The 21451-nt window shown below is 69.0% G+C and carries 16 protein-coding genes; 8 read left to right on the forward strand and 8 right to left on the reverse strand.

Annotation, left to right across the window (positions count from 1 at the left end; all coding sequences use genetic code 11):
• Complete coding sequence (locus DZC73_RS21340; RefSeq protein WP_124542400.1) at positions 1–1005, reverse strand: isopenicillin N synthase family dioxygenase; 1005 nt, start codon at positions 1003–1005, stop codon at positions 1–3.
• A 131-nt stretch (positions 1006–1136) separates the two neighbouring features.
• Between DZC73_RS21340 and DZC73_RS21345 the strand changes: the two genes are divergently transcribed.
• The 4 genes from DZC73_RS21345 to DZC73_RS21360 all read left to right on the forward strand — a co-directional run bounded on the left by DZC73_RS21345 (position 1137) and on the right by DZC73_RS21360 (position 7386).
• The gene (locus tag DZC73_RS21345; RefSeq protein WP_124542401.1) at positions 1137–1526 is read left to right on the forward strand and encodes a hypothetical protein; all 390 of its coding nucleotides are present in this window, start codon (positions 1137–1139) and stop codon (positions 1524–1526) included.
• A gap of 126 nt (positions 1527–1652) precedes the next feature.
• On the forward strand, positions 1653–2924 hold the full coding sequence (locus tag DZC73_RS21350) for a TolC family protein (RefSeq protein ID WP_235835225.1): 1272 nt from the start codon (positions 1653–1655) through the stop codon (positions 2922–2924).
• Positions 2921–4243, forward strand: a complete 1323-nt coding sequence (locus tag DZC73_RS21355) for an efflux RND transporter periplasmic adaptor subunit (protein WP_133309067.1) — start codon at positions 2921–2923, stop codon at positions 4241–4243. Before DZC73_RS21350 ends, DZC73_RS21355 begins: the two co-directional genes overlap by 4 nt.
• Positions 4240–7386, forward strand: coding sequence for an efflux RND transporter permease subunit (locus tag DZC73_RS21360; RefSeq protein WP_124542403.1), 3147 nt, complete (start codon positions 4240–4242; stop codon positions 7384–7386). Before DZC73_RS21355 ends, DZC73_RS21360 begins: the two co-directional genes overlap by 4 nt.
• Here DZC73_RS21360 and DZC73_RS21365 read toward each other — a convergent pair.
• Together DZC73_RS21365 and DZC73_RS21370 are read right to left on the reverse strand one after the other, a co-directional pair.
• A complete protein-coding gene (locus DZC73_RS21365) occupies positions 7383–7940 on the reverse strand; it encodes a phosphatase PAP2 family protein (protein ID WP_161974688.1) in 558 nt (185 codons plus the stop codon). The genes DZC73_RS21360 and DZC73_RS21365 overlap by 4 nt on opposite strands.
• Positions 7930–9087, reverse strand: a complete 1158-nt coding sequence (locus DZC73_RS21370) for a glycosyltransferase family 4 protein (RefSeq protein WP_124542405.1) — start codon at positions 9085–9087, stop codon at positions 7930–7932. Before DZC73_RS21370 ends, DZC73_RS21365 begins: the two co-directional genes overlap by 11 nt.
• Before the next feature lie 147 nt (positions 9088–9234).
• Here DZC73_RS21370 and DZC73_RS21375 point away from each other — a divergent pair, with 147 nt between their 5' ends.
• Positions 9235–10053, forward strand: a complete 819-nt coding sequence (locus DZC73_RS21375) for a mechanosensitive ion channel family protein (RefSeq protein ID WP_161974689.1) — start codon at positions 9235–9237, stop codon at positions 10051–10053.
• A 38-nt stretch (positions 10054–10091) separates the two neighbouring features.
• Here DZC73_RS21375 and DZC73_RS29780 read toward each other — a convergent pair whose 3' ends face one another.
• Both DZC73_RS29780 and DZC73_RS21380 read right to left on the reverse strand, forming a co-directional pair.
• Positions 10092–10229 carry a hypothetical protein gene (locus DZC73_RS29780; protein ID WP_161974690.1) on the reverse strand — a complete coding sequence of 46 codons (138 nt, stop codon included), beginning with the start codon at positions 10227–10229 and terminating at the stop codon, positions 10092–10094.
• Between the two features lie 125 nt (positions 10230–10354).
• Complete coding sequence (locus DZC73_RS21380; RefSeq protein WP_161974691.1) at positions 10355–11524, reverse strand: AI-2E family transporter; 1170 nt, start codon at positions 11522–11524, stop codon at positions 10355–10357.
• A 90-nt stretch (positions 11525–11614) separates the two neighbouring features.
• Here DZC73_RS21380 and DZC73_RS21385 point away from each other — a divergent pair, with 90 nt between their 5' ends.
• Positions 11615–12547 (forward strand): SUI1 family translation initiation factor, encoded by a 933-nt coding sequence (locus tag DZC73_RS21385; protein WP_124542408.1) that lies wholly within the window; start codon positions 11615–11617, stop codon positions 12545–12547.
• Between the two features lie 7 nt (positions 12548–12554).
• Here DZC73_RS21385 and DZC73_RS21390 read toward each other — a convergent pair whose 3' ends face one another.
• Together DZC73_RS21390 and DZC73_RS21395 are read right to left on the reverse strand one after the other, a co-directional pair.
• Complete coding sequence (locus DZC73_RS21390; RefSeq protein ID WP_124542409.1) at positions 12555–14003, reverse strand: sigma-54-dependent transcriptional regulator; 1449 nt, start codon at positions 14001–14003, stop codon at positions 12555–12557.
• A 98-nt stretch (positions 14004–14101) separates the two neighbouring features.
• On the reverse strand, positions 14102–15328 hold the full coding sequence (locus DZC73_RS21395; protein WP_161974692.1) for a glycosyltransferase: 1227 nt from the start codon (positions 15326–15328) through the stop codon (positions 14102–14104).
• A gap of 372 nt (positions 15329–15700) precedes the next feature.
• Between DZC73_RS21395 and DZC73_RS21400 the strand changes: the two genes are divergently transcribed.
• Positions 15701–17164, forward strand: a complete 1464-nt coding sequence (locus tag DZC73_RS21400) for an RNA polymerase factor sigma-54 (RefSeq protein ID WP_124542411.1) — start codon at positions 15701–15703, stop codon at positions 17162–17164.
• 9 nt (positions 17165–17173) lie between these two features.
• Here DZC73_RS21400 and DZC73_RS21405 read toward each other — a convergent pair whose 3' ends face one another.
• Positions 17174–19318 carry an AsmA family protein gene (locus DZC73_RS21405; protein ID WP_124542412.1) on the reverse strand — a complete coding sequence of 715 codons (2145 nt, stop codon included), beginning with the start codon at positions 19316–19318 and terminating at the stop codon, positions 17174–17176.
• A 188-nt stretch (positions 19319–19506) separates the two neighbouring features.
• Here DZC73_RS21405 and DZC73_RS21410 point away from each other — a divergent pair, with 188 nt between their 5' ends.
• Positions 19507–21444, forward strand: coding sequence for a hybrid sensor histidine kinase/response regulator (locus DZC73_RS21410; RefSeq protein ID WP_161974693.1), 1938 nt, complete (start codon positions 19507–19509; stop codon positions 21442–21444).
• The last annotated feature ends 7 nt before the right edge of the window (positions 21445–21451 follow it).

Genomic DNA, 21451 nt, shown 5'->3' on the forward strand with positions numbered 1-21451 from the left:
CTACCTCAGCACCGCCGCGCCCAGTTCCGGGAAGACCTTGCCGACCTTGCGCAACAAGTAGTCGCCATAGGTTCCGCTGAACTCGTGCACGCTGGCGCCGTCCCAGCGGGTGGCGCGGTCATCCGCTGCGGCGTCCAGTCCTTCGATGGGCGCCGGCGTGGCGAAGAAGTTGGGGTCGTAGAACAGCGGGAAGGAGATGCGGTCCCGGCCGGAAACGTTCAGGCGCACGCGGTGCGGCGTCGAGCGGTACAGGCCACGGGTCATGCGGTCCAGCATGTCGCCCAGATTGCACACGAAGGTTCCCGGCACCGGCGGCGCATCGACCCAGCCATCGGGCGTGTGGACTTCGAGGCCGCCGGTGTCGTCCTGGTAGAGCAGCGTCAAGAGGCCGTAGTCGGTGTGCTCTCCGACGCCCCATGCCACGGCCTCGGGCGCCGGACGGCTCGGATAGTTGAAGATGCGAAAGAGCAGCAGCGGTTCGCGTGTGTAGCGCTGCTCGAAGTAGTCGGCCGGCAGGTCCAGGCTCAGTGCAATCCCCCGCAGGACGATGGCGCACACGGCCGCGGCGGCCTCCAGGTAGGCCAGCACCGTCTCGCGCAAGCCGTCGGGTGCGTCCGGCCACAGGTTGGGGCCATGCAGCGGCGTGCCGGCACGCACCAGCGGGTGGTCGGCGGGCAGCTCGGTGCCGAGGTACAGACCTTCCTTCCAGTCCGGCCGCCCCGAGGTCAGCTCGCCGCCGGCCCGGAAGTAGCCACGCCAGGCGCGTCCGCCGGCACTCATGGGCCGACGCAGCTTCGCCTCGTCGGGCTGGGCGAAGAACGTGCGGGACAAGGTGTCGAGCCGTGAGGTCAGCGCATCGGGCAGGCCATGGCCGGTCACGTAGAAGAAGCCGTGGGCGAGGCAGGCCTGGCGGATGTCCTGCACAGCGCGCCGCAGGTCCGGTCCGTCCACCGCCTGTTCACGCAGCGGCGTCAGGTCGATGATGGGCAGGCGGTCGATGGGCATGGGAGGTCAGGTGGAAGAAGGCCATCACCATACCGCTGCAGCCCCGTGGCGACAACGCACCAATGCGGATGAGCTCATGATGGATCCGGCGGACTCACACCGAGCGGCCGCCAGTCCCTACAATCGTGCCCATGCATTTGCCCCGGACACTGAACCAGCTGATCTGCCGCGTGCTGATCGGCGTGTTCCTGTTCGCGCAACTGGCCGTGAGCAGCTACGCCTGCCCCGGCCTCGGCCAGCCTGCTTCCTTGGCGACCATGCCCACCGGGGCCATGCCGGCGGACTGCGATCAGATGGACCGCAGTGCCGCCAATCTCTGTGCCGAACACTGCAAGATGGGCCAGCAGAATCACGATGCTGCCCCCACACCAGTCGTGATCCCGCCCGCACTGGCCGTGCTCTACGTGCTGCCCGATGACGCCGGCCTCGCTGCCGAAACGGCGTCCGCGCCTGCAGGCGATCCGATCCTCGCGGCGACCCCACCGCCGCACGCCATCCTGCACTGCGTCCTGCGCATTTGATCTCCTGACGCCACGCACTGCGCGCACCGCGTGAAGCGGTGTGCCGCGTGCCTTCGAGTGCACCCGTCCGATGCAGGTCCCGACCTCGCGGACCGCCTGCCTCCCGTGGTCCGTCCGGAGATGTCCATGGTTTTCGAACCTCTCACCAGAATTTCAGCCGCGCTGCTGTTGGCTTCGGCGTGCACAGCCGTGCACGCCGCGCCCCTGACGCTCGACGATGCGCTTCGCATGGCCGAGCAGCACTCGCGCCTGTTGCCCGCCCAGCAAGCGGCCGCCACGGCGGCCCGCGAGATGGCGGTGGCCGCCGGCCGCCGTCCTGATCCCGTTCTCAAGGCCGGCATCAACAACCTGCCGGTCAATGGCCCGGACCGCTTCAGCCTGACGGCGGACTTCATGACCATGCGCTCGCTCGGCGTGATGCAGGAGTGGACACGCGCCGACAAGCTGAAAGCCGGCGCGGCCCGCTACGAGCGCGAGGCGGAGGCCGCCGACGCGGATCGGCAGTTCGTCCTGGCGAGCCTGCAACGCGACACCGCCATCGCCTGGCTTGAGCGCCATTACCTGGAGCGCATGCGTGAGGTCTTGCTGGCCCAACGCGACGAAGCGCGACTCCAGGTGCAGGGGGCGGAAGCCGCGTACCGAGGCAACAGGGGCGCGCAGGCGGACGTGTTCGCGGCGCGATCGGCCGTGGCGCAGATCGACGATCGCCTCGCGATCAACGAGCGCGAACTCGCCGCGGCAAAAGCGATGCTCGCGCGCTGGGCGGGCAACCCGCCCGAAGACGAACTCGGTGCAGCGCCGGACATGGCCACGGTGCGGCTGCGCCCCGAGGACCTGGACGCCGGGATTGCTCACCATCCGCAAGTCGCTGCGATGCTCAAGCGCGAGGCCGCCGCACAGGCGCAGGCCGATGCCGCCCGTGCCGGCAAACAGCCCGACGTGAGCCTGGAGCTGATGGTCAGCCAGCGTGGACCGGCCTACTCGAACATGGTCTCGTTGAACGTGTCCATCCCGCTGCAATGGGACCAGAAGAACCGTCAGGACCGCGAGCTGGCCGCCAGGCTCGCAATCGTCGAGCAGATGCGTGCACAGCGTGAAGAAGAGACGCGCATGCACATCGCCGAGGCGCGGACCCTGCTGCTGCAATGGAACAGCAACCGCGAACGGCTGGGCCGCTACGACCGCGAGCTCCTGCCGCTGGCGGCCGACCGCACCCGCGCCGCGCTGGTGGCGTATCGCGCAGGTGCCAGCCCCCTCGCCAGCGTCCTCGATGCGCGCCGCGGCGAGGTCGAGACCCGCATGGACCGGCTGCGCCTGGAGATGGAGACGGCGCGGCTGTGGGCGCAATTGAACTACCTGGTCCCAGTCGGCCATGGCACCCCGGAGAACCAACCATGAAACGCAGCTTCGTGATCGCCGGCGCGCTGGCCATCGCCCTGGCCAGTGCGGGCTACGGCCTGTACCAGCTCGGAATGCATCGCGGCATGAGCCAGGGCCCGCAACCCACCGCAGCCGCGGTTACCTCGGCGCCCGCCAATGAAAACGGCGAGGACGCCACCCGCCGACACATGCAAGCCGGACTCAAGGCGGGCGATGTCGATCCTGCGAACGGCAGGAAGATCCTCTACTACCACGACCCGATGGTGCCGGGGAACAAGTTCGACAAGCCCGCCAAATCGCCCTTCATGGACATGATGATGTCGCCGGTCTATGCCGACGGCGACGGCGACAACAGCCAAGTCACGGTCAGCCCGCGCGTCCAGCAGAACCTCGGCGTGCGCACGGCCGAGGTCGTCGAGGGCATCCTGTCGCCGCAGGTGTCGGCCGTGGGCAGCATCGCTTTCAACGAGCGCGACCAGGCCATCGTGCAAGCCCGAGCGACTGGCTACGTCGAACGCCTGCACGTGCGCGCCACGCTCGACCCGGTCCGCGCGGGCCAGCCGCTGGTGGATCTCTACGTGCCGGACTGGGTCGCAGCGCAGGAGGAGTTCCTGTCGGTCCGCCGCATGACGGGCAACGATCTCGCAACGCTGGTCGACGGTGCGCGGCAGCGCATGCGCCAGGCCGGCATGAACGAAGAGCAGATCCGGCTCGTCGAGTCCACGGGGCGCTCGCAGCCGCGCATCACGCTCACCGCGCCCATCGGCGGCGTCGTGGCCGAGCTGATGGCGCGCGACGGCATGACGGTGATGGCCGGCACGACGCTCTTGCGCATCAACGGCATCGGCACCGTCTGGGCCAACGCCGAAGTGCCGGAAAGCCAGGCCGCGATGCTGCGCCCCGGCATCAAGGTGCAGGCACAAAGTCCGGGCGTGCCAGGGGCGGTCTTCGACGGCAAGGTGCAGGCGATCCTGCCGGACGTGAATGCGGCCACGCGCACGCTGAAGGCACGCGTGGAACTGGCAAATGCCGGTGGTCGACTCGTCCCCGGCATGTCGGTGACGATGACCTTGGTGGACCCGCGGCAGCACAAGGCACTGCTCGTGCCCAGCGAAGCCGTGATCCAGACCGGACAGCGCGCCGTCGTGATGATGGCCGAGAGCGGCGGCCGCTTCCGGCCGGTCGAGGTGCAGGCCGGGCTCGAGACCAGTGGCCAGACCGAGATCAGGCGCGGGCTGCAGGCCGGCCAGCGCGTCGTCGTGTCCTCGCAATTCCTGATCGATTCGGAAGCCAGCCTGCGCGGCCTCGAAGTGCGCCTGAACGGAGAGCAGCGATGATCGCGCGCCTGATCCGCTGGTCCATCACGAACCGCGTCCTCGTGCTGCTGGCGACGCTGATGCTCGGCGCCTGGGGCGTGAGCTCGGTCATGAAGACACCGCTGGACGCATTGCCGGACCTCTCGGACGTGCAGGTGATCATCCGCACGACCTACCCTGGCCAGGCGCCGCGCATCGTCGAGAACCAGGTCACCTATCCGCTGACGACGACGATGCTGTCGGTACCCGGTGCGAAGACGGTGCGCGGCTATTCGTTCTTCGGCGATTCGTTCGTGTACGTTCTGTTCGAGGACGGCACCGACCTGTACTGGGCCCGCTCCCGGGTGCTGGAGTACCTCAACCAGGTGCAGTCCCGCCTGCCCGCCGCAGCCAAGGCCTCGCTCGGACCTGACGCGACGGGCGTCGGCTGGATCTTCCAGTACGCACTGGTCGACCGCAGCGGCACGCAGGACATCGGCCAGCTGCGCGCCTTGCAGGACTGGTTCCTGAAGTACGAGCTGAAGACCGTGCCCAACGTGGCCGAGGTCGCGACCATCGGCGGCATGGTGCGCCAGGTTCAGGTGCAGCTCGACCCCGCGAGGCTCGCGGCCTACGCCATCCCGCACACGAAGGTCATCGAGGCCATCCAGAAGGCGAACCAGGAAAGCGGCGGCTCGGTGCTCGAGCTCGGCGAGGCGGAGTACATGGTGCGCGCCTCGGGCTACCTGCAGGGCCTGGAGGATTTCCGGCAGATCCCGCTGATGACCACGCCCGCCGGCGTGTCGGTCAGGCTGGGCGACGTGGCGCGCATCCAGCTCGGACCCGACATGCGCCGCGGCATCGGCGAGATGGATGGCGTCGGCGAGGCGGTGGGCGGCGTGATCGTGATGCGCTCGGGCAAGAACGCGCTGGAGACGATTGCCTCGGTGAAGGACAAGCTCAAGGCCTTGCAGGCCAGCCTGCCGCGCGGCGTCGAGATCGTGCCGACCTACGACCGTTCGGGCCTGATCGAGCGCGCCGTCGGCAACCTCACGCACAAGCTCATCGAGGAGTTCGTCGTCGTCGCGCTGGTGTGCTTCGTCTTCCTGTTCCACCTGCGCTCGGCCTTCGTCGCGATCATCTCGCTGCCGCTGGGCATCCTGGCATCGTTCATCGTGATGCACCACCAGGGCGTCAACGCGAACATCATGTCGCTGGGCGGCATCGCGATCGCCATCGGGGCGATGGTCGATGCGGCGGTGGTGATGATCGAGAACGCCCACAAGCACCTGGAGCAGTGGAACCACGGCCATGCGGGACAAGTGCTCGATGGACCGGCCCGGTGGCAGGTGATCGCCGAGTCGGCCGCGGAAGTGGGGCCGGCGCTGTTCTTCTCGCTGCTGATCATCACGCTGAGCTTCATTCCGGTCTTCACGCTGGAAGCGCAGGAAGGCCGGCTGTTCTCGCCGCTGGCGTTCACCAAGACCTACGCGATGGCAGCGGCCGCCGGCCTGTCGGTCACGCTGGTCCCGGTGCTGATGGGCTGGCTCATCCGCGGACGCATTCCCGACGAGAAGACCAACCCGCTGAGCCGCGTGCTGATCGCCGTCTACCGGCCGATGCTGGATGCGGTGCTGAAGGCGCCGAAGCTGACGATCGCCATCGCGGGCGTGGCGCTCGCCGTCAGCCTCTGGCCGCTGGCGCACATCGGCGCGGAGTTCATGCCGCGGCTCGACGAAGGCGACCTGCTGTACATGCCCTCCGCCCTGCCGGGCCTGTCGACCGGCAAGGCGGCCGAGCTGCTGCAGCAGACCGATCGCCTCATCAAGGCCGTGCCCGAGGTCGAGCGCGTCTACGGCAAGGCCGGCCGCGCCGAGACCGCGACCGACCCGGCGCCGCTGGAGATGTTCGAGACCACGATCCAGTTCAAGCCCCGGGACCAATGGCGCCCCGGCATGACCGCCGACAAGCTGGTCGAGGAGCTGGACGGCATCGTCAAGGTGCCGGGCCTGTCCAACATCTGGGTGCCGCCGATCCGCAACCGCATCGACATGCTGGCCACGGGCATCAAGAGCCCCGTCGGTGTGAAAGTCGCGGGCAGCGACCTGCAGACGATCGACCGGCTCACCAGTGAAGTCGAGCGGGTGCTCAAGGATGTGCCCGGCGTGACGAGTGCACTGGCCGAGCGGCTGACCGGCGGGCGCTACATCGACGTGAACATCCGCCGCGCCGATGCGGCGCGGTTCGGCATGAACATCGCCGACGTGCAGTCGGTCATCTCGTCGGCCGTCGGTGGCGAGAACATCGGCGAGACCGTCGAGGGCCTGCAGCGCTTTCCGATCAACGTCCGCTACCCGCGCGAGACCCGCGACTCGGTCGAGAAGCTGCGCATGCTGCCCATCGTGTCCGAGCGCGGGCAGCGGCTCGTGCTGTCCGACGTGGCCGACGTGCGCATCACCGACGGCCCGCCGATGCTGCGTAGCGAGAACGCGCGGCTGTCAGGCTGGGTGTACGTCGACATCCGCGGGCGCGACCTGCGCGGCGCGGTGCAGGACATGCAGCGTGCGGTGGCCGCCAAGGTCAAGCTGCCGCCGGGCTACGCCATGTCGTGGTCGGGCCAGTTCGAGTTCCTGGAGCGGGCCACCGCCAGGCTGAAGGTCGTCGTGCCGTTCACGCTGCTCATCATCTTCGTGCTGCTGTACCTGACCTTCCAACGCGTCGGCGAGGCCATGCTCATCATGGCGGCCTTGCCGTTCGCGCTGGTCGGCGGAATCTGGCTGCTGTGGATGCTCGGCTACAACCTGTCGGTGGCGGGCGCGGTCGGCTTCATCGCACTCGCTGGGGTGGCCGCAGAGTTCGGCGTGATCATGCTGCTGTACCTGAAGAACGCCTGGGCCACCCGGCTGGCGCAGGGGCGCTCCGCCGAGGCCGACCTGCTCGATGCGATCCGCGAAGGCGCGGTGCTGCGGGTGCGTCCGAAGGCGATGACTGTCGCGGTCATCCTCGCGGGGCTGTTCCCGATCATGTGGGGCACCGGGACCGGGTCGGAGGTGATGCAGCGCATCGCAGCGCCGATGGTGGGCGGCATGATCACCGCGCCCTTGCTGTCGATGTTCGTGATCCCGGCCGCGTACCTGCTGATGCGCCGGCCGCGGGAGCGGCAAGAGGCCCAACAGGTGGCCTAGACCACCACCAGGAAGAACCCCGCCGTGACCACACCGATCACCGCCCCCGCCAGCACGTCGCTGGGGTAGTGCAGGCCCAGCACCACCCGCGACAGGGCCACCAGCGTGGTGAAGCCCCACAGCAGCGGCTCCACCGCCGGGTAGAAGTGCGACAGCAGCATGCTGAAGGCCACGGCATGCATGGTGTGGCCGCTGGGGAAGCTGTGCTCGTCCAGGCAGCGTGCGCAGGCCCTGATGTCGGTGCAGTCCACGAAAGGACGCGGTCGCGCGGTGTGCAGCTTCAGCGCCTTGTAGAAGACCAGGTTCACGGCTCCCAGCGCCACCATGTAGAGCGACACCTTCCAGCCACCGCTGGTCAGTGGCAGGCTGGCCATCACCGCGTACCAGGCGATGCCATCGCCCACGCGGCTGACCAGCGCGAACAGTGCAAGCACCGAAGGAATGCCCACCGCCCGGTGCAGCCACAGCACCGCGGCGCGTTCGCGGCAGGTCCACAGCTGGACCCGCTGCTGCCTCAGGCGCAGCCGCTCCTGCCGCCGCTCCTCAAGCAGCAAGCACCGCTCCATTCAGGGATCGGCCGGCATGGGCATGCACCGTCTCCTGCAGCACAGACTCGAATCGGCCCAGCACGTCGCCCCAGTGCGCCTTGAGCGCCGCGCGGCGGGCGTGCGAGCGCAGTGCGCCCAGGTGACGATGCTGCCAGGCGAGATTGCACACCGAGGCGATGAAGGTCTTGTCCTCGCCCAGCGGCACCAGCAGGCCGTTGTCGCAATCGTCCACGTGGTCGGCCGCGGCAGCGGTGTCGAAGGCGATGACAGGCAGGCCCGAGGCCAGCGCTTCGAGGGTCACGTTGCCGAATGTCTCCGAGCTGCTGGGGAACAGGAACAGGTCTGCGCTGGCATACCAGCGTGCGAGGTCTTCGCCATGCTGCGCACCGACGAAGCGCGCATCCGGGAAGTCATCCTCCAGCTTCTTGCGAAGGGGGCCGTCGCCCACCACCACCATGCAGGCGCCGGGCATGCGCATGCGCACGGCCTCGAAGGCGCACAGTGCGAGCTCGACGCTCTTTTCCGCAGCCAGGCGGCCCACGTAGAGCAGGATGGGCCCGTCATTGGCGCCCAGTTCCTCGCGCAGCGCCGCCGAGCGCTTCTCCGGCGAGAACAGCACCGTGTCCACCCCGCGTCCCACCACTTCCAGGCGCTCGAAGCCTTGCTGCATCAGCCGGTCGTGCGTGGCCTGCGTGGGCACGAAGGTGCGCTGGCCGTGGTTGTGGAAACGCCGCAGGTAGTCGAGCACCACGGGCTTGAGCCAGCCCAGGCCGTAATACCGGCTGTACTCGTGGAAATTGGTGCGGAAATCCGAGGTGATGGGCAGCGACAGCGATTGCGCGGCCCTGATGGCCGACCAGCCCAGCGGGCCTTCGGTGGCCACGTGCACCAGTTCGGCCTGGGTGCGCTCCAGCCGCTGCCGGATCGTCGCGGCAGAGGCCAGGCCCAGGCGCAGGTCCGGGTACATCGGGATGGGACAACCCATGGTGCGCATCTCGCCGTCGGCTTCACCCGGCTGTTCACCGGACTGGCGAGGACGGATGAGGTCCACCTCGTGTCCGCGCGCACGCAGGTGGCGCACGGTGCGCTCCACGGTCAGCGACACGCCGTTGATTTCCGGCGGATAGGTTTCGGTGATGTAAGCGATTCTCACAGCGGCCCCTCGGACAGGTCGTTGGCATTGCCAATGAATGGGCAAGGCACATACCCAGCACAACGGATTCCGCTGTCACCGGCGGACACGCCATCGGCACAGCTTGTGCTGCAAGCTAGGGATTCACTTTTGACTGCAAGGGGAACGATGGACTGGCAACAACTGCTCGACCACATCGAACGCTTCGACGTTCATCTCTTCACGCTCGGCGGCACGGAGATCACGGTGTCGTCGGCCTTCAAGCTGGTCGCCTTCACGCTGCTGCTGGTGTGGGCCTCGCGCCGAGTGCGCGACTGGACGGTGAACCGTGCGCTGCACCGCACCCACCTGGACCTGGGCACCCGCGAGGCGGTGGGCAGCATCATGCGCTACGCGGTGCTGGTGGTGGGCGCGATGCTCATCCTGCAGAACGCGGGCATCAACCTCTCGGCCTTCAGCGTGCTGGCCGGCGCCGTGGGCGTGGGCGTGGGCTTCGGGCTGCAGAACATCATCAGCAACTTCGTGAGCGGGCTGATCATCATGCTGGAGCGGCCGATCAAGATCGGCGACCGCGTGGAGGTGGGCGGCATCGAAGGCGTGGTGCACGAGATCGGCCCGCGGCGCACGACGGTGGTGACCAACGACCGGCTGGCCATCCTGGTGCCCAACCAGCGCTTCATCCTGGACAACGTGGTGAACCAGGTCTACACCGAGCAGCCCATCCGGCTGCGCATCGCGGTGCAGGTGGCCAGCGGCACCGACACGCAGGTCATGCACGACCTGCTGGTGGATGCCGCGAACAGCCATCCGGACGTGCTGAAGCAGCCTGCGCCCGAAGCGCTGGTGACGATGCTGGGCGGACCGGCCACCGCCTACGAACTGGCGGTGTGGCACGAGGCGCGCGGGCCCAGGCGGCAACAGCTCGCCAGCGACCTGTCCTACCAGGTTGCGCAGCGGCTGAAGGCGCACGACATCAAGCCGGCCTGAGACCGGCTTGAGGCCGGCATGGAGAGGTCAGGCCAGGATCATGCAGCGCTCGGACGCGAGGGCGAGTTGCCGCGCGGATGCTTGCCGCGGCGGCGGCGGTCCTGGTTGGCGTGGTCCGCGGGATCGCGAGACGGGTGGTCTTGCGTGTTGTCGGTGCGAAGCGAGAGGGCTTGCATCGGGTACTCCGGAAATGGTCCGCTGCATTCAGCAATCGGCGTACCTGGGGTGATCCGGCGCCCTTCCCTCGTGGAAGCGCTGCTCACTGTGGTCAATATCTTCACACCGCGGCAAAAGCCGCCGGTCAGGTGCGGCGCCTGGACTTCCTCAGCAGCGAGCGCAGGCTGGGCGGCGGGGTGGCATCGCCCTCGAAGTACACGCAGGCCAACTTGAAGCGGCGTGTGCGCTTGAAGGTGGTGCGCAGCCCCAGCACGATGGGCACCGCCACGAAGGCGCCTGCGATGCCCCACAGCCAGCCCAGCACCATCACCGACAGGAACACCGACAGCGGCGCCAACCGCAGCCGACGGCCCACCACCCAGGGCGTGACGAAGTTGCTCTCCACCGCATGCAGCACCAGGAAGGAAGCCGGCGGCCCCAGCATGTCGGCGCTGTTGCCGAAGGTCATGCTGCCGGCCAGCAGCAGCACCACGGTCATCACCGCGGGGCCGAGGTAGGGCACGAAGTTCAGCAGCACCACCATCGCGCCCCACAGCGGCGGGTTGGGCACGCCCAGGGCCCACATGGCCAGCGCGGTGAGCGTGCCCAGGCCGAGGTTGATGAGCCCCATGGTGCCCAGGTACAGGCCGATCTCCCGCTGCGCCTGGCGCACGCCGCCCAGCACCAGCGCGCGCGTTCGTCGCCGCCGCACCGCTTCCACGGTCCGCGAAAGCAACCAATGTTCCGAGGCCAGCAAGAAATACAGCAGGATGACCGTGGCCGCCGCTTCCAGCGCGAAGGAGAACATCTGCGCCAGCACCACGCGGGTGAAGGTGATGCCCTCGCTGGCGATCTTCTCCGCGATGGGGTCGCTGCGCTGCGCCGCCGCGCTCGCCCGCGCCTTGCGCCCTCCGGCCGAGAACTCGAACAGCGTGGTGCGGATCTTGTCCGCCGAGTCGATGAGCTGCCGGACGGTGGCCGGCGCGCGGTCCAGCCATTCGGCCGCGGGCGTGGCCAGTGCGGACACCGCCAGCACCACGCAGCACAAGGCCGCGCTGACCACCACCGCCGCACCCACGGTCTCCGGCAGCCCGAGCCGGCGCAGGCGCCGCACCAGGGGCGAGAGCACGAAGGTGAACGCCACCGCGATCACGATGGGCAGCAGCAGCGGCTGCGCGGTCTGCATGAAGAACACCGCGGCGACGGCGACCAGCACGCGCATCGGCCAGGAGGCCACCGGTGGACGGGCCTGCGCGTCTGAGGCGGCGCCCGCCGGCTGCGCATGCGGCGCGTGCCTGGTGTCGATGCTGTACATACGACAGCATTCGGCAGCCGGCATGCCCGAGGCAGGGCATCCCCCGCAAGCCGGGGGTGCCCTGGGCATGCAGGCTGCTGAAGCAGCGTCATGCGATCCCTGCCCGTGCATGCCGAGCTCCTGCGCCGCCGCCTGGACGAACTGCCCCGCCGCAGCCTCCTGCGGCTGCTGCTCGATGCGATGTCGCTGTGGCGGCAGAGCGCGGCCGGCATGGGCACGGCGGCCTCCTTCCATGCCGTGCTGGGCATGGCCGGCGCGCTGCTGCTGGGCGTCGTCTGGGACCATTCCCTCAGCGCGTGGATGGCGCTGCTGGCCGGTGGCATCGCGCTGCTGGGTGCCGCGCGCGCCTTCAGCCACTTGCGCCAGGGCCTCAATGCCTACGACCCCTCGGGCTCGATGCCCCTGCTCTTCGACCCCTTCCTGCGCACGCGGGTGATGGGCTTCGCGATGCTGTGCGCCGGCGGATTCGTGGCGCTGGGGCTGCTCGTGTCTTCGGTGATGCTGCCGGCGCTGGCCCGTCGCGCCGGCACTCACACCCTGCTGGCCGAAACGGTGGTGCTGCTCGCGCTGTGGTCGCTGGGTTGCGCCCTGCTCGGCATGTTGCTGGCGGCGATGCTGCGGTCGATGCCTGATGCGCCCGCGTCGCCGCATGCGGTGCGCGTGGCCTCCGCCACGAGCGCGACGGCCATCGGCACGGTGACGGTCATCATCGGCCTGCAGCTGGCACGCGCCACGCCGGCTTCACCGGAGAGCCTCGCCGAGGCGGCCATCATCGCCGTGCTGTGGACCTGCCTGTGCACGCAAGGGGTGCTGGCGGCCGGCGCATTGGCCGCGGCCATCGACCGATCGGGGCCGAGGCTCGTCGCGCGCGCCAGGCCGGTTGAGCTGCGCGCCCCACCGTCGTCCACGGCCGCCCCGCCTGCCTCCATCGCCCTCGCCCGCTCGCACCGCCTCTCCGGGCCACGCCATGCCCGGCCTTCCTGCATCGTGCTGCCGTTCCCCGGCAAGCGGCGCCCGCGCTGAGCGGCGATCAGTGCCGCCGGAACTGCCCTGAGGGCGGCCCGCGCCCCACCGTGCTCGGAATCTCGTGCTCCTCCACCAGCGGCATGGGCCCGCTCTCTTCCAGCTCGCGCGCCCGGTCCTTGGCCGCGTAGGCTTCCAGCCGGTTGTAGAGCGTCTTCAGCGAGATGCCGAGGATGCGTGCGGCCGTGCGCTTGACGCGTCCGCAGGACTCCAGCGTGGCCATGGTGACCCGCCGCTCCACTTCCTCCAGCGGCGTGCCCACGCGCACGACGACGAGCCCGCTCTGGTCCTCGGCGGCCAGCGGTGGCTGCGACGACGTATCCACGCCCTCGACCACCGAATCGGCCAGGATGTAGGCGCGCTGCACGTAGTTCTTCAGCTCGCGCACGTTGCCCGGCCAGGTCAGCTCGTACAGCCGCGCCAGCGCCTCGGGCGAGAAGGCCTTGTTCGTGCCCTCGACCTTGTTGAGCTCGCGCAGGAACTGCTGGGCGAGCATCTCGATGTCGCTGCCGCGTTCGCGCAGCGGCGGCAAGGCGATGGGAAACACATTCAGCCGGTGGTACAGGTCCTCGCGGAACCGGCCCTCGGCCACGGCGCGCTCGGGCGAGCGGTTGGTCGCGGCGATGACGCGCACGTCGGTGCTCACCGGTTCGGTGGTGCCCACGCGCACGAAGGTGCTTGTCTCCAGCACGCGCAGCAGCTTGACCTGCAGGTCCGGCGGCATCTCGGTCACTTCGTCGAGGAAGATCGTGCCGCCCGCGGCCTGCTCGAAGAAGCCGCGGTGCTGGCGGTCGGCACCGGTGAAGCTGCCCTTCTCGTGGCCGAAGAGCTCGCTCTCGATGAGGTTGGGCGAGATCGCCCCGCAGTTGATGGCCAGGAACGGGAACTTGCGCCGCCGGCTCAGTTCGTGGATGGTGCGCGCGGCCACCTCCTTGCCGGTGCCGCTCTCCCCCGTCAGCAGCACGGTGGCCGCTGTGGGCGCCACGCGGGCGATCTTGTCGTACAGCGCCTGCATGGGCGGCGAGTCGCCGACCATGTGGCCGAAGCGGCCCGCGCGGCGCAGCTCCTCGCGCAGCTCGCCGATCTCGCTCTTGAGTTCGGCGGCCTGCGGCTGGCGGCGCAAGATGGCACGCAGCCGCTCCACGTCCACCGGCTTGATCAGGTAGTCGCTCGCGCCGATGCGCACCGCCTCGATGGCGCTGTCCACCGACGCGTGGCCGGTGATCACCACCACCTCGGTCTGGGCCGGCGCCTCCAGGTCGCGCACGAGGTCCGTGCCGCGGCCGTCAGGCAGTTGCAGGTCGGTCAGCAGCACGTCCGGCGTCTGGCGCACGAGCTGGGCGCGGGCAGCCCGCAGGGAATCGGCGGTGACCACGGTGTAGCCCTCGGAACGGGCGACCTCGGCCATCCACTCGACCACGTCGAGTTCATCGTCGACGATCAGTGCATGAGGCATTCATCTCTCCTGTCTGGTGCACAGGCAGGCAGCGGCACCCATTGCCGCTGCCTGTAGAAATTGCAGGCGCGCAGGCCACCGAGCCTCGCTCGGAGGCCTCAAACCGCCGCTTCACGCAGTTCGCGGCAATTGGCACGCCCGCGCTCGGGGGTGCTGCACCAGGGCGCGTCCGCCCGCCGCGGCGCGGCCAGCAGTTGCGCCAGCGCCTCGTGCAGCGACTGCACGGCCCGTTCCCACGAGTGCACGGCCACGACCGCATGCATCTCGGCCACCCGCTCGGCGCGCTTGTCCGGGCTTTCGCGCAAGGCCCAGTCGCAGGCAGCGATGAACGAGGGCGCGTCGTGGCCGAAACGCAGCACGTCGCCGAACAGGGACACCAGGTCGCGCTGCGGCGTGCAGACGACCGGCTTGTCGGCGGCCATGTAGTCCAGCACGGCGCCACAGCCCATGAGCCTGGCCGCGTCGTTCATGGCGTGCGGCACGAGGCACACGTCCCAGTCGGCCACCAGCTGCGGCAGCAGCGCCTCGGGTTGCGCGCCCAGCCAGTGGATGTTGGAGCGCCGCGGCAGCTCCAGCGGGTCCACGCGGCGCACGGGCCCCACCATCACGATCTGCCAGTCCGCACGCGCGGCGGCCAGCGCGTGGATCAACCCGAAGTCGATGCGCTCGTCGATGACCCCGAAGCAGCCCAGGCGCGGACCGGGAATGCGCCCCTGGACCTGCTCTGCCCGCAGCATGGTGTCGATGCGCGAGGCCGCGCCTTGCGGGGCGAAGAGCTGGGCATCCGCGCCGCCCGCCAGGCACAGCGCGTGGCGATGGCGGGACAGTGTTTCCTCGTGATGCGAGGGGCCGCGGGTCAGCACGAGGTCCGACCATCGCAGCAGCAGCGATTCGCGCTGGTGCCACTGGCGAGGCAGCTCGTCGTGGGGCCAGCCATCGTCGGCACTGTCGAAGACCACGGCACGCGGCGCGAGGCTGCCCAGCAGCGGCAAGGCCATGGGCGTGCCCAGCCAGGCGATGGTTTCGTCCACGCCTTGCTGGCGAAGCTGCCGGCCGATGAGCGATTGCAGCGTGGCCAGGTGGTCGTCGTGGAAGCCGGGCGACTGCACGGGCAGGTGGGGCGTGAGCACGGTGACGCCGGTGCAGGCCTCGTGGTGTTCCAGCCAGGCGGCATCGTCGTCGCCCACCGGCTCTTCCACGAAGAACACCGGCCGCTGGCGGGCCAGGCGCGCCAGCAGGTGCTGCGGACGGCGCGGGCCCTCGGCCCAGCGGGTGTGACTGAATGCGACAACGGGAATGCGGGAGCTGTCAAGGGATCGGGACATTCGAGTTCTCCGGGAGGAAGCGGGACGGACAAGGTCCAGGCGAGTCCAGCGTCGCGGCAATTCACATGCCCCGGCCACATCGCGTCCCATCCGCAGGTGTTGCGGTAAATAGGACAAAGCGCCACGAAAATATGACCGCTTCCAGGGCCCTTGCGCACGCCGTTTGCTCCGGGCTCCGAGGGCGGCGGCGTTCGGTGTTTACAACCCACCGGCCCTGCGAAAACCTTGCAATCTCGCGGGGTTCCGGCCGATTGCGAATGCACTCACTCAAGCACCTTGAGCGGCTTTGTTACCTTCGCGCGCCACGCGCCGGCCGGCTTGGCACAGGGGTTGCGTTGAACCCCTGCAAAACCACCACATTCGAGTGTCCGCATGAGTACACCAGCGCTCCAGACTCGCACCGAGCAGCGGCAGCACCAGACGCTGACGCCTCGGCTCCAGCACGCGGTCCGCCTGCTCCAGCTGTCGTCCCTGGACTTTGCCCAGGAGGTGATGGACGCGATGGGCAAGAACCCGTTCCTCGAGATCGAGGAACCGAATGCGGAATCGGCCGCGGCCTCCGGTGCCGACAACCAGGGGATGGCTGAAACCTCGCCGCTGACCGAACCCGCCATCTCGACCACCACGACCTCGTCCGCCGAAGCGGAAGCCGATGCCGCCTGGGAGCGCGAGAGCTGGCAGAACACCGGCGGCCCCGGCAATTCGGCCAACAGCGGCGGCGACACCGACGGCGTGATGGAGATGGTGGCCGCCGACGTGGATCTGCGCCAGCACCTGCACGGCCAGGTCAACGTGATGCCGCTGAGCGACCGCGACCGCACGCTGGTGTGCGCCGTCATCGAATCGCTGGACGACGACGGCTACCTGCGCCTGTCGCTGGACGAACTGGCCGAGATCGCCGAGCTCGACCCCGAGGTCGATGCCTGCGAGATGAACACCGCGCTCAAGCTCGTGCAGTCGCTGGACCCGTGCGGCGTGGGTGCGCGCAACGTCTCCGAATGCCTGCTGCTGCAGCTCGAATGCATCGGCGACCAGGTGGACCGCGAGCTGGCGCGCCGCATCATCAGCGAGCACATGGACAAGCTCGCCCAGCGCGACATTCCCGGACTGGCGCGCATCTTCGACCGCGACACCGCGCACATCGAGGTGGTGTGCGAGCGCATCCGCCACCTCGACCCGCGGCCGGGCTGGCGCTTCGGTGCATCGCACGTGCACTTCGTGGTGCCCGATGTCATCGTGAAGAAGATCCGCGGGCAATGGCAGGCTCAGCTCAATCCCGCCGTGGTGCCCAAGGTGCGCCTCAACCGCGTGTATGCGGAGCTGTTCCAGCAGCACCGCAACGCCAAGCATGCCGAGCTGGCCGCACATCTGCAGGAAGCGCGCTGGACAGTGCGCAACGTGGAGCAGCGCTTCTCCACCATCCTGCTCGTGACCGAGGCCATCCTGCGCAGGCAGCGCCACTTCCTCGAATACGGCCCGCTGGCGATGAAACCGCTGGGGCTCAAGGAGATCGCCGACGAGGTGGGGCTGCATGAGTCCACCGTGTCGCGCGTGACGAACAACAAGTACATGGCCACGCCCTCGGGCGTGTACGAGCTGAAGTATTTCTTCTCGCGTGCCATGCCCACGGCCAGCGGCGGTGCGTGTTCTGCCACCGCCATCCGCGGCGTGATCCAGGACATGATCACGGCCGAGAACCCGATGGATCCGTTGTCGGATGCGGAGATTGCGCGGCAGCTGGCTCGCCAGGGCCTCACGGTCGCGCGGCGCACGGTCACGAAGTACCGTCAGATGCTGAAGGTGCCTGCGGTGGAGCGCCGCCGCAAGCACGCCTGAGACACCTCTCTACTTGCGCACCGGCCCGGGCACCGCTGCGTGCCGGGCCGCGGGCTCCGGCGGCAAGGTCTTGTCGCTCGCCTTGGGCGCCTTCGCATCGCGTGCACCCACCGGACCATTCGCATCACGCAGCCGGTCCAGGGCCTGCCGGCACCCGCCCGCCGCTTCCTTGTCACCCAGGTCGACCAGCGGAATGATCCCAGCCAGCGGAGTCACCGCGGCCAGCGCCAGCGCCGCCAGCGCCTTGATCGCGATGGGCTTCTTCTCCAGGTGAACTTGCGGGTTGCTGAAGGTGCCGTCCACGTGCACCGGCGAACGCAGCGTGAGCGGGCTCATGTCCTTGGGCTTGGTGGTCAGCGTGAGCGCCAGGCGCTCGTCGGCCAGGGACACGGTGCCATCCACGAACAGCGTGGAGTCCTTCGTGTCCACCATGGCCACCTCGGGCTTGAGCAGCCCGCCCTTGGCATTGGCCTTCACCACCGCGCAATGCATGGGCAGCGGGTTGTCGCCCACGAGGAACACGCCCAGCCCCTGGGCGATGTCGATGCCCGCGCCCTCCACCACCAGGTGCGAGATGGTGCCGTCGCGCACCCAGGCCTGCACCGTGCCGTCGGTGGACGCGATCATCTGCGCGGTGGATTTCCCGCGGGCCTGCAGCTCGGCATGTCCGCCCAGTCGGCCTGTGACGTAGCCCGGGTTCTCACCGGAGGGCTTGGGCGTCTGCGAGGTCTTGTTGCGCGGACGCAGCCACTGGTCCAGCTCGATGCCTCCCCAGCGCAGGTCGGCCGTCCACAGCGGATTGGCCGGGTTGGCGTCCAGGCCCAGCTGCCCCTTCACCTCGCCACCCGAGGTGCGCGCCACCAGGTTCGACAACTTGAGCACGCCCGACTGCAGCGACAGGTCGCCGTCCAGCGGCGCGAGCGGCTGCCGGAACAGCGTGCCCAGCTCGGCCCGCGCCAGCCGCACCTTCACGTCGGCATTCATCGCATGCAGCGAGGGGATGTCGAACTCCTTCTCCGGCAGCACCTTGCCGCCCTGCTTCGCCACCTGCACCTGGGACTTCTGCGTGCCTGGCTTGGGCGCGCCGAAGGCGGGCAGCAGGTCCGACAGCACCAGGCGCGAGCCGTTGAGCTCGCCGCGCAGCAGCGGCACCTTGGGCGAACGGTCCACGCTGAAGCTGCCGCCCAGGTGGCTCTCGCCCACGGCAAGCGTGGCCTTGTTCAGCGACCACACCTGCCCGGCCTTGCTCAGCCGTCCCTTCAGCGTGAAGGCCTCGGTGTTGGGCAGCGTGAGGCCCACTGCGTCGCCCACCTTGGCCAGCGAAGGACCCGACAGGCTCGCGTCGCCATCGATGCCCTCGAAGCTGAAGATGTCGGTGCCGGTGCCGTCGAAGCTGAAGCGGGCGTTGTCGCCGCCGGCCAGGCGGATGGTGATGGGCACGGCGTCGCGGCGGCCCTGGCTGCCCTGCGCCACCAGCGGCAGCACGCCCGACGATGTGACGTGGAATTCGAAAGGAATCTTCTCGTGGCGGCCCTTGCCCTGCACGTTCAAGCCGGTGGCCCGGCCTTCGGAGACCTGGCCTTCGCTGGTGTTGACGGTGGCTTCGAGCGCGGTCTTGAGGATGGCGTCGTCGAAGCGGACGTTGCCGTTGTGGATGATCAGCTCCTCGATGGTGGGCAGGTCGAACTGCCGAGGCGCCTGCCCATCGCGGGGCTTGCCCATCGTCCAGTTGGCCTGCCCATCGGCCAGGCGCTTCACGTTCGCATCCACTTCGCCAAAGCGCAGCGACGTGATGCGTGGCGGTTCGCTGTTGTCGGCCTTCATGAGACGACGCACCGTGCCGTAGGGCAGCTCCAGGTGCGCATCCTTGGCGTTCACGAGGTCGCCGCCCAGCGGCGAATCGGCCGCAAGGCTGGACGGTGGCCCGATGCGCAAGGTACTCGTGTCCAGCCGTATCGACCGGAACAGCTTGAGGCGGAAGTGGTCCCCGAGCGCCACCGTCCGGTCCAGCCGCTGCGTGAGCTGGCGCTCGGCCGGCCCCTTGAGGAAGGGCCAGCCCGCCACCTCACAGGCCACCAGGCCCAGCACCGCGACGGCGATGGGCCCCAGGGTCCAGGCGGCGATGCGCCAGGCTTTTCTCGATGTGGAAGACATGCACGCTCCAGGAAGGAAGACACTTGCTGATGAGGGGGCAAGCGCTGTGCCTCGCTGTCTGCCGGTGCATGCACCATCGGGCAGGCAGCGTTGATAGACTCAGGCGAAAAGGCGCAGCGCAAGCCATACAAGCGCCGGGTGCACTGCACCATCCGAGTCATCCGGGTCGGGACCGTGGAAGAGTCTGCATGCCGCCTACCGAGGGAGCCGTGCCGCAGGACCGCTGGGGCCTGCCCATGCCGATGATCAGTGCCCGCACGTCGCTGCGCCGCAAGATGATGGTGGTGGTGCTGGCCACGACCTGCGTCGCGCTGCTGCTCAGCGCCACCGCATTGCTGGTGTACGAGCTTCGCAGCTACCAGAAGAACTGGCTGGACGACCTGAGCACGCAGGCGCGCATCGTCGCCAACGCGAGCGCGCCGGCGCTGAACTTCGACGACCAGAAGACCGTGTCGGAAAACCTCTCGCTGCTGCGGCTGCGTCCGCAGATCACGCTGGGCGCGGTGTACCGCAACGACGGGCGGCTGTTCGCGAACTACGTGCATCCGTCGGCTGCCGAGGCCGCCGTGCCGGTGCTCGCGCCGAAGCCGGGCATCGTCATCGACAACGACCGCGTCGACGTCGTGCAGCACATCCTCGAGAACGGCCGGCTGGTGGGCACGGTGTATCTGCGGTCGCGCTACGACATCCTCGGCCGGCTGGCGGACTACCTGCTCATCCTCGCCGGGGTGATGGCCACGAGCCTGCTGGTGGCCGCGCTGGTGAGCCGGCGCCTGCAGCGCAGCGTGACCGGCCCGGTGCTGCACGTGGCGCAGATCGCGCAGGACGTGTTTTCCAGCCGCGACTATTCGCTGCGGGCGCAGAAGACATCGGACGACGAGGTGGGCACGCTGGTGCAGGCCTTCAACAACATGCTCGACGAGGTGGCCAAGCGCACCGAGGCGCTGGAGCAGTCCAACAACCACCTCTCGGCCGAGATGGCGCAGCGCCGCAAGGCCGAGGACGCGCTGCGCGCCGCCGCCCGCACGAAGGACCAGTTCCTCGCCACGCTGGCCCATGAGCTGCGCAACCCGCTCGCGCCCATCACCAACGCGGTGGAGATCCTGCGCCGAGCATCCGACGCGAACCCCTCGCAGCAGCGCGCCCTGCAGATCATGTCGCGGCAGGTTCAGCAGATGGTGCGGCTCATCGACGACTTGCTGGACGTCTCGCGCATCACCACCGGCAAGGTGCTGCTGGACATGAGCCGAGTGGACGTCGTGGCCGTGCTGCACAGCGCCGTGGAGATCGCGCAGCCCGGCATCGAGGCCCACCACCACGTGCTGACGCTGGAGGTTCCGGCCGGGCCGATCTTCGTGCAGGGCGACGCGACGCGGCTCGCGCAGGTGTTCGCCAACCTGCTCAACAACGCGGCCAAGTACACCGACGACCACGGGCGCATCCACCTGAAGATGGATGACGAGCCCGAGCGCCTGATGGTGCGCGTCATCGACAGCGGCCTGGGCATCGCGCCGGAGCAGCAGGCGCAGATCTTCGACATGTTCATGCAGGTCGACCAGACGCTGGAACGCGGCAACAAGGGCCTGGGCGTGGGCCTCACGCTGGCGCGGCAACTGGTGGAGCTGCACGGCGGCAGCCTCACGGTGAAGAGCGAGGGACTGGGCAAGGGCTCGGAGTTCATCGTGTGCATTCCCAAGGGCCACCTGCCGGCCGAGCTGCCGGCGCCGCCCCCACCACTGGCCGCGCCCATGCCGCGGCGTCGCGTGCTCATCGCCGACGACAACGTGGACTTCGCCAACAGCCTGTGGAGCATCCTCGAATCACTGGGGCAGGAGGTGACCGTGGTGCACGACGGCTTCGCCGCCCTGGAGGCCGCCGGCCGGCTGATGCCCGACCACATCTTCCTGGACATCGGCATGCCCGGCATGAACGGCTATGACGTCGCCCAGCGCCTGCGCCGGCAGCCGGCCACCTGCGACGCGGTGATCGTCGCCATCACCGGCTGGGGCCAGGAGAAGGACCGGGCCCGTGCCCGCGAGGCCGGGTTCGACCAGCACCTGGTCAAGCCGGTGAACGTGGACGACCTGGTGGAGATCCTGCGCACGCGCCAGCCGGCCATGACCTGACACAGGC

Source organism: Rhizobacter terrae (assembly GCF_003852895.1).
Taxonomy (GTDB): Bacteria; Pseudomonadota; Gammaproteobacteria; order Burkholderiales; family Burkholderiaceae_C; genus Albitalea; species Albitalea terrae.

What these genes read in the sequence shown, in the direction of transcription:
- DZC73_RS21340 (WP_124542400.1), bottom strand. Translation starts at nt 1,005, where the DNA reads ATGCCCATCGACCGCCTGCCCATCATCGACCTGACGCCGCTGCGTGAA.
- DZC73_RS21345 (WP_124542401.1), top strand. Translation starts at nt 1,137, where the DNA reads ATGCATTTGCCCCGGACACTGAACCAGCTGATCTGCCGCGTGCTGATC.
- DZC73_RS21350 (WP_235835225.1), top strand. Translation starts at nt 1,653, where the DNA reads ATGGTTTTCGAACCTCTCACCAGAATTTCAGCCGCGCTGCTGTTGGCT.
- DZC73_RS21355 (WP_133309067.1), top strand. Translation starts at nt 2,921, where the DNA reads ATGAAACGCAGCTTCGTGATCGCCGGCGCGCTGGCCATCGCCCTGGCC.
- DZC73_RS21360 (WP_124542403.1), top strand. Translation starts at nt 4,240, where the DNA reads ATGATCGCGCGCCTGATCCGCTGGTCCATCACGAACCGCGTCCTCGTG.
- DZC73_RS21375 (WP_161974689.1), top strand. Translation starts at nt 9,235, where the DNA reads ATGGACTGGCAACAACTGCTCGACCACATCGAACGCTTCGACGTTCAT.
- DZC73_RS29780 (WP_161974690.1), bottom strand. Translation starts at nt 10,229, where the DNA reads ATGCAAGCCCTCTCGCTTCGCACCGACAACACGCAAGACCACCCGTCT.
- DZC73_RS21380 (WP_161974691.1), bottom strand. Translation starts at nt 11,524, where the DNA reads ATGTACAGCATCGACACCAGGCACGCGCCGCATGCGCAGCCGGCGGGC.
- DZC73_RS21385 (WP_124542408.1), top strand. Translation starts at nt 11,615, where the DNA reads ATGCGATCCCTGCCCGTGCATGCCGAGCTCCTGCGCCGCCGCCTGGAC.
- DZC73_RS21390 (WP_124542409.1), bottom strand. Translation starts at nt 14,003, where the DNA reads ATGCCTCATGCACTGATCGTCGACGATGAACTCGACGTGGTCGAGTGG.
- DZC73_RS21395 (WP_161974692.1), bottom strand. Translation starts at nt 15,328, where the DNA reads ATGTCCCGATCCCTTGACAGCTCCCGCATTCCCGTTGTCGCATTCAGT.
- DZC73_RS21400 (WP_124542411.1), top strand. Translation starts at nt 15,701, where the DNA reads ATGAGTACACCAGCGCTCCAGACTCGCACCGAGCAGCGGCAGCACCAG.
- DZC73_RS21405 (WP_124542412.1), bottom strand. Translation starts at nt 19,318, where the DNA reads ATGTCTTCCACATCGAGAAAAGCCTGGCGCATCGCCGCCTGGACCCTG.
- DZC73_RS21410 (WP_161974693.1), top strand. Translation starts at nt 19,507, where the DNA reads ATGCCGCCTACCGAGGGAGCCGTGCCGCAGGACCGCTGGGGCCTGCCC.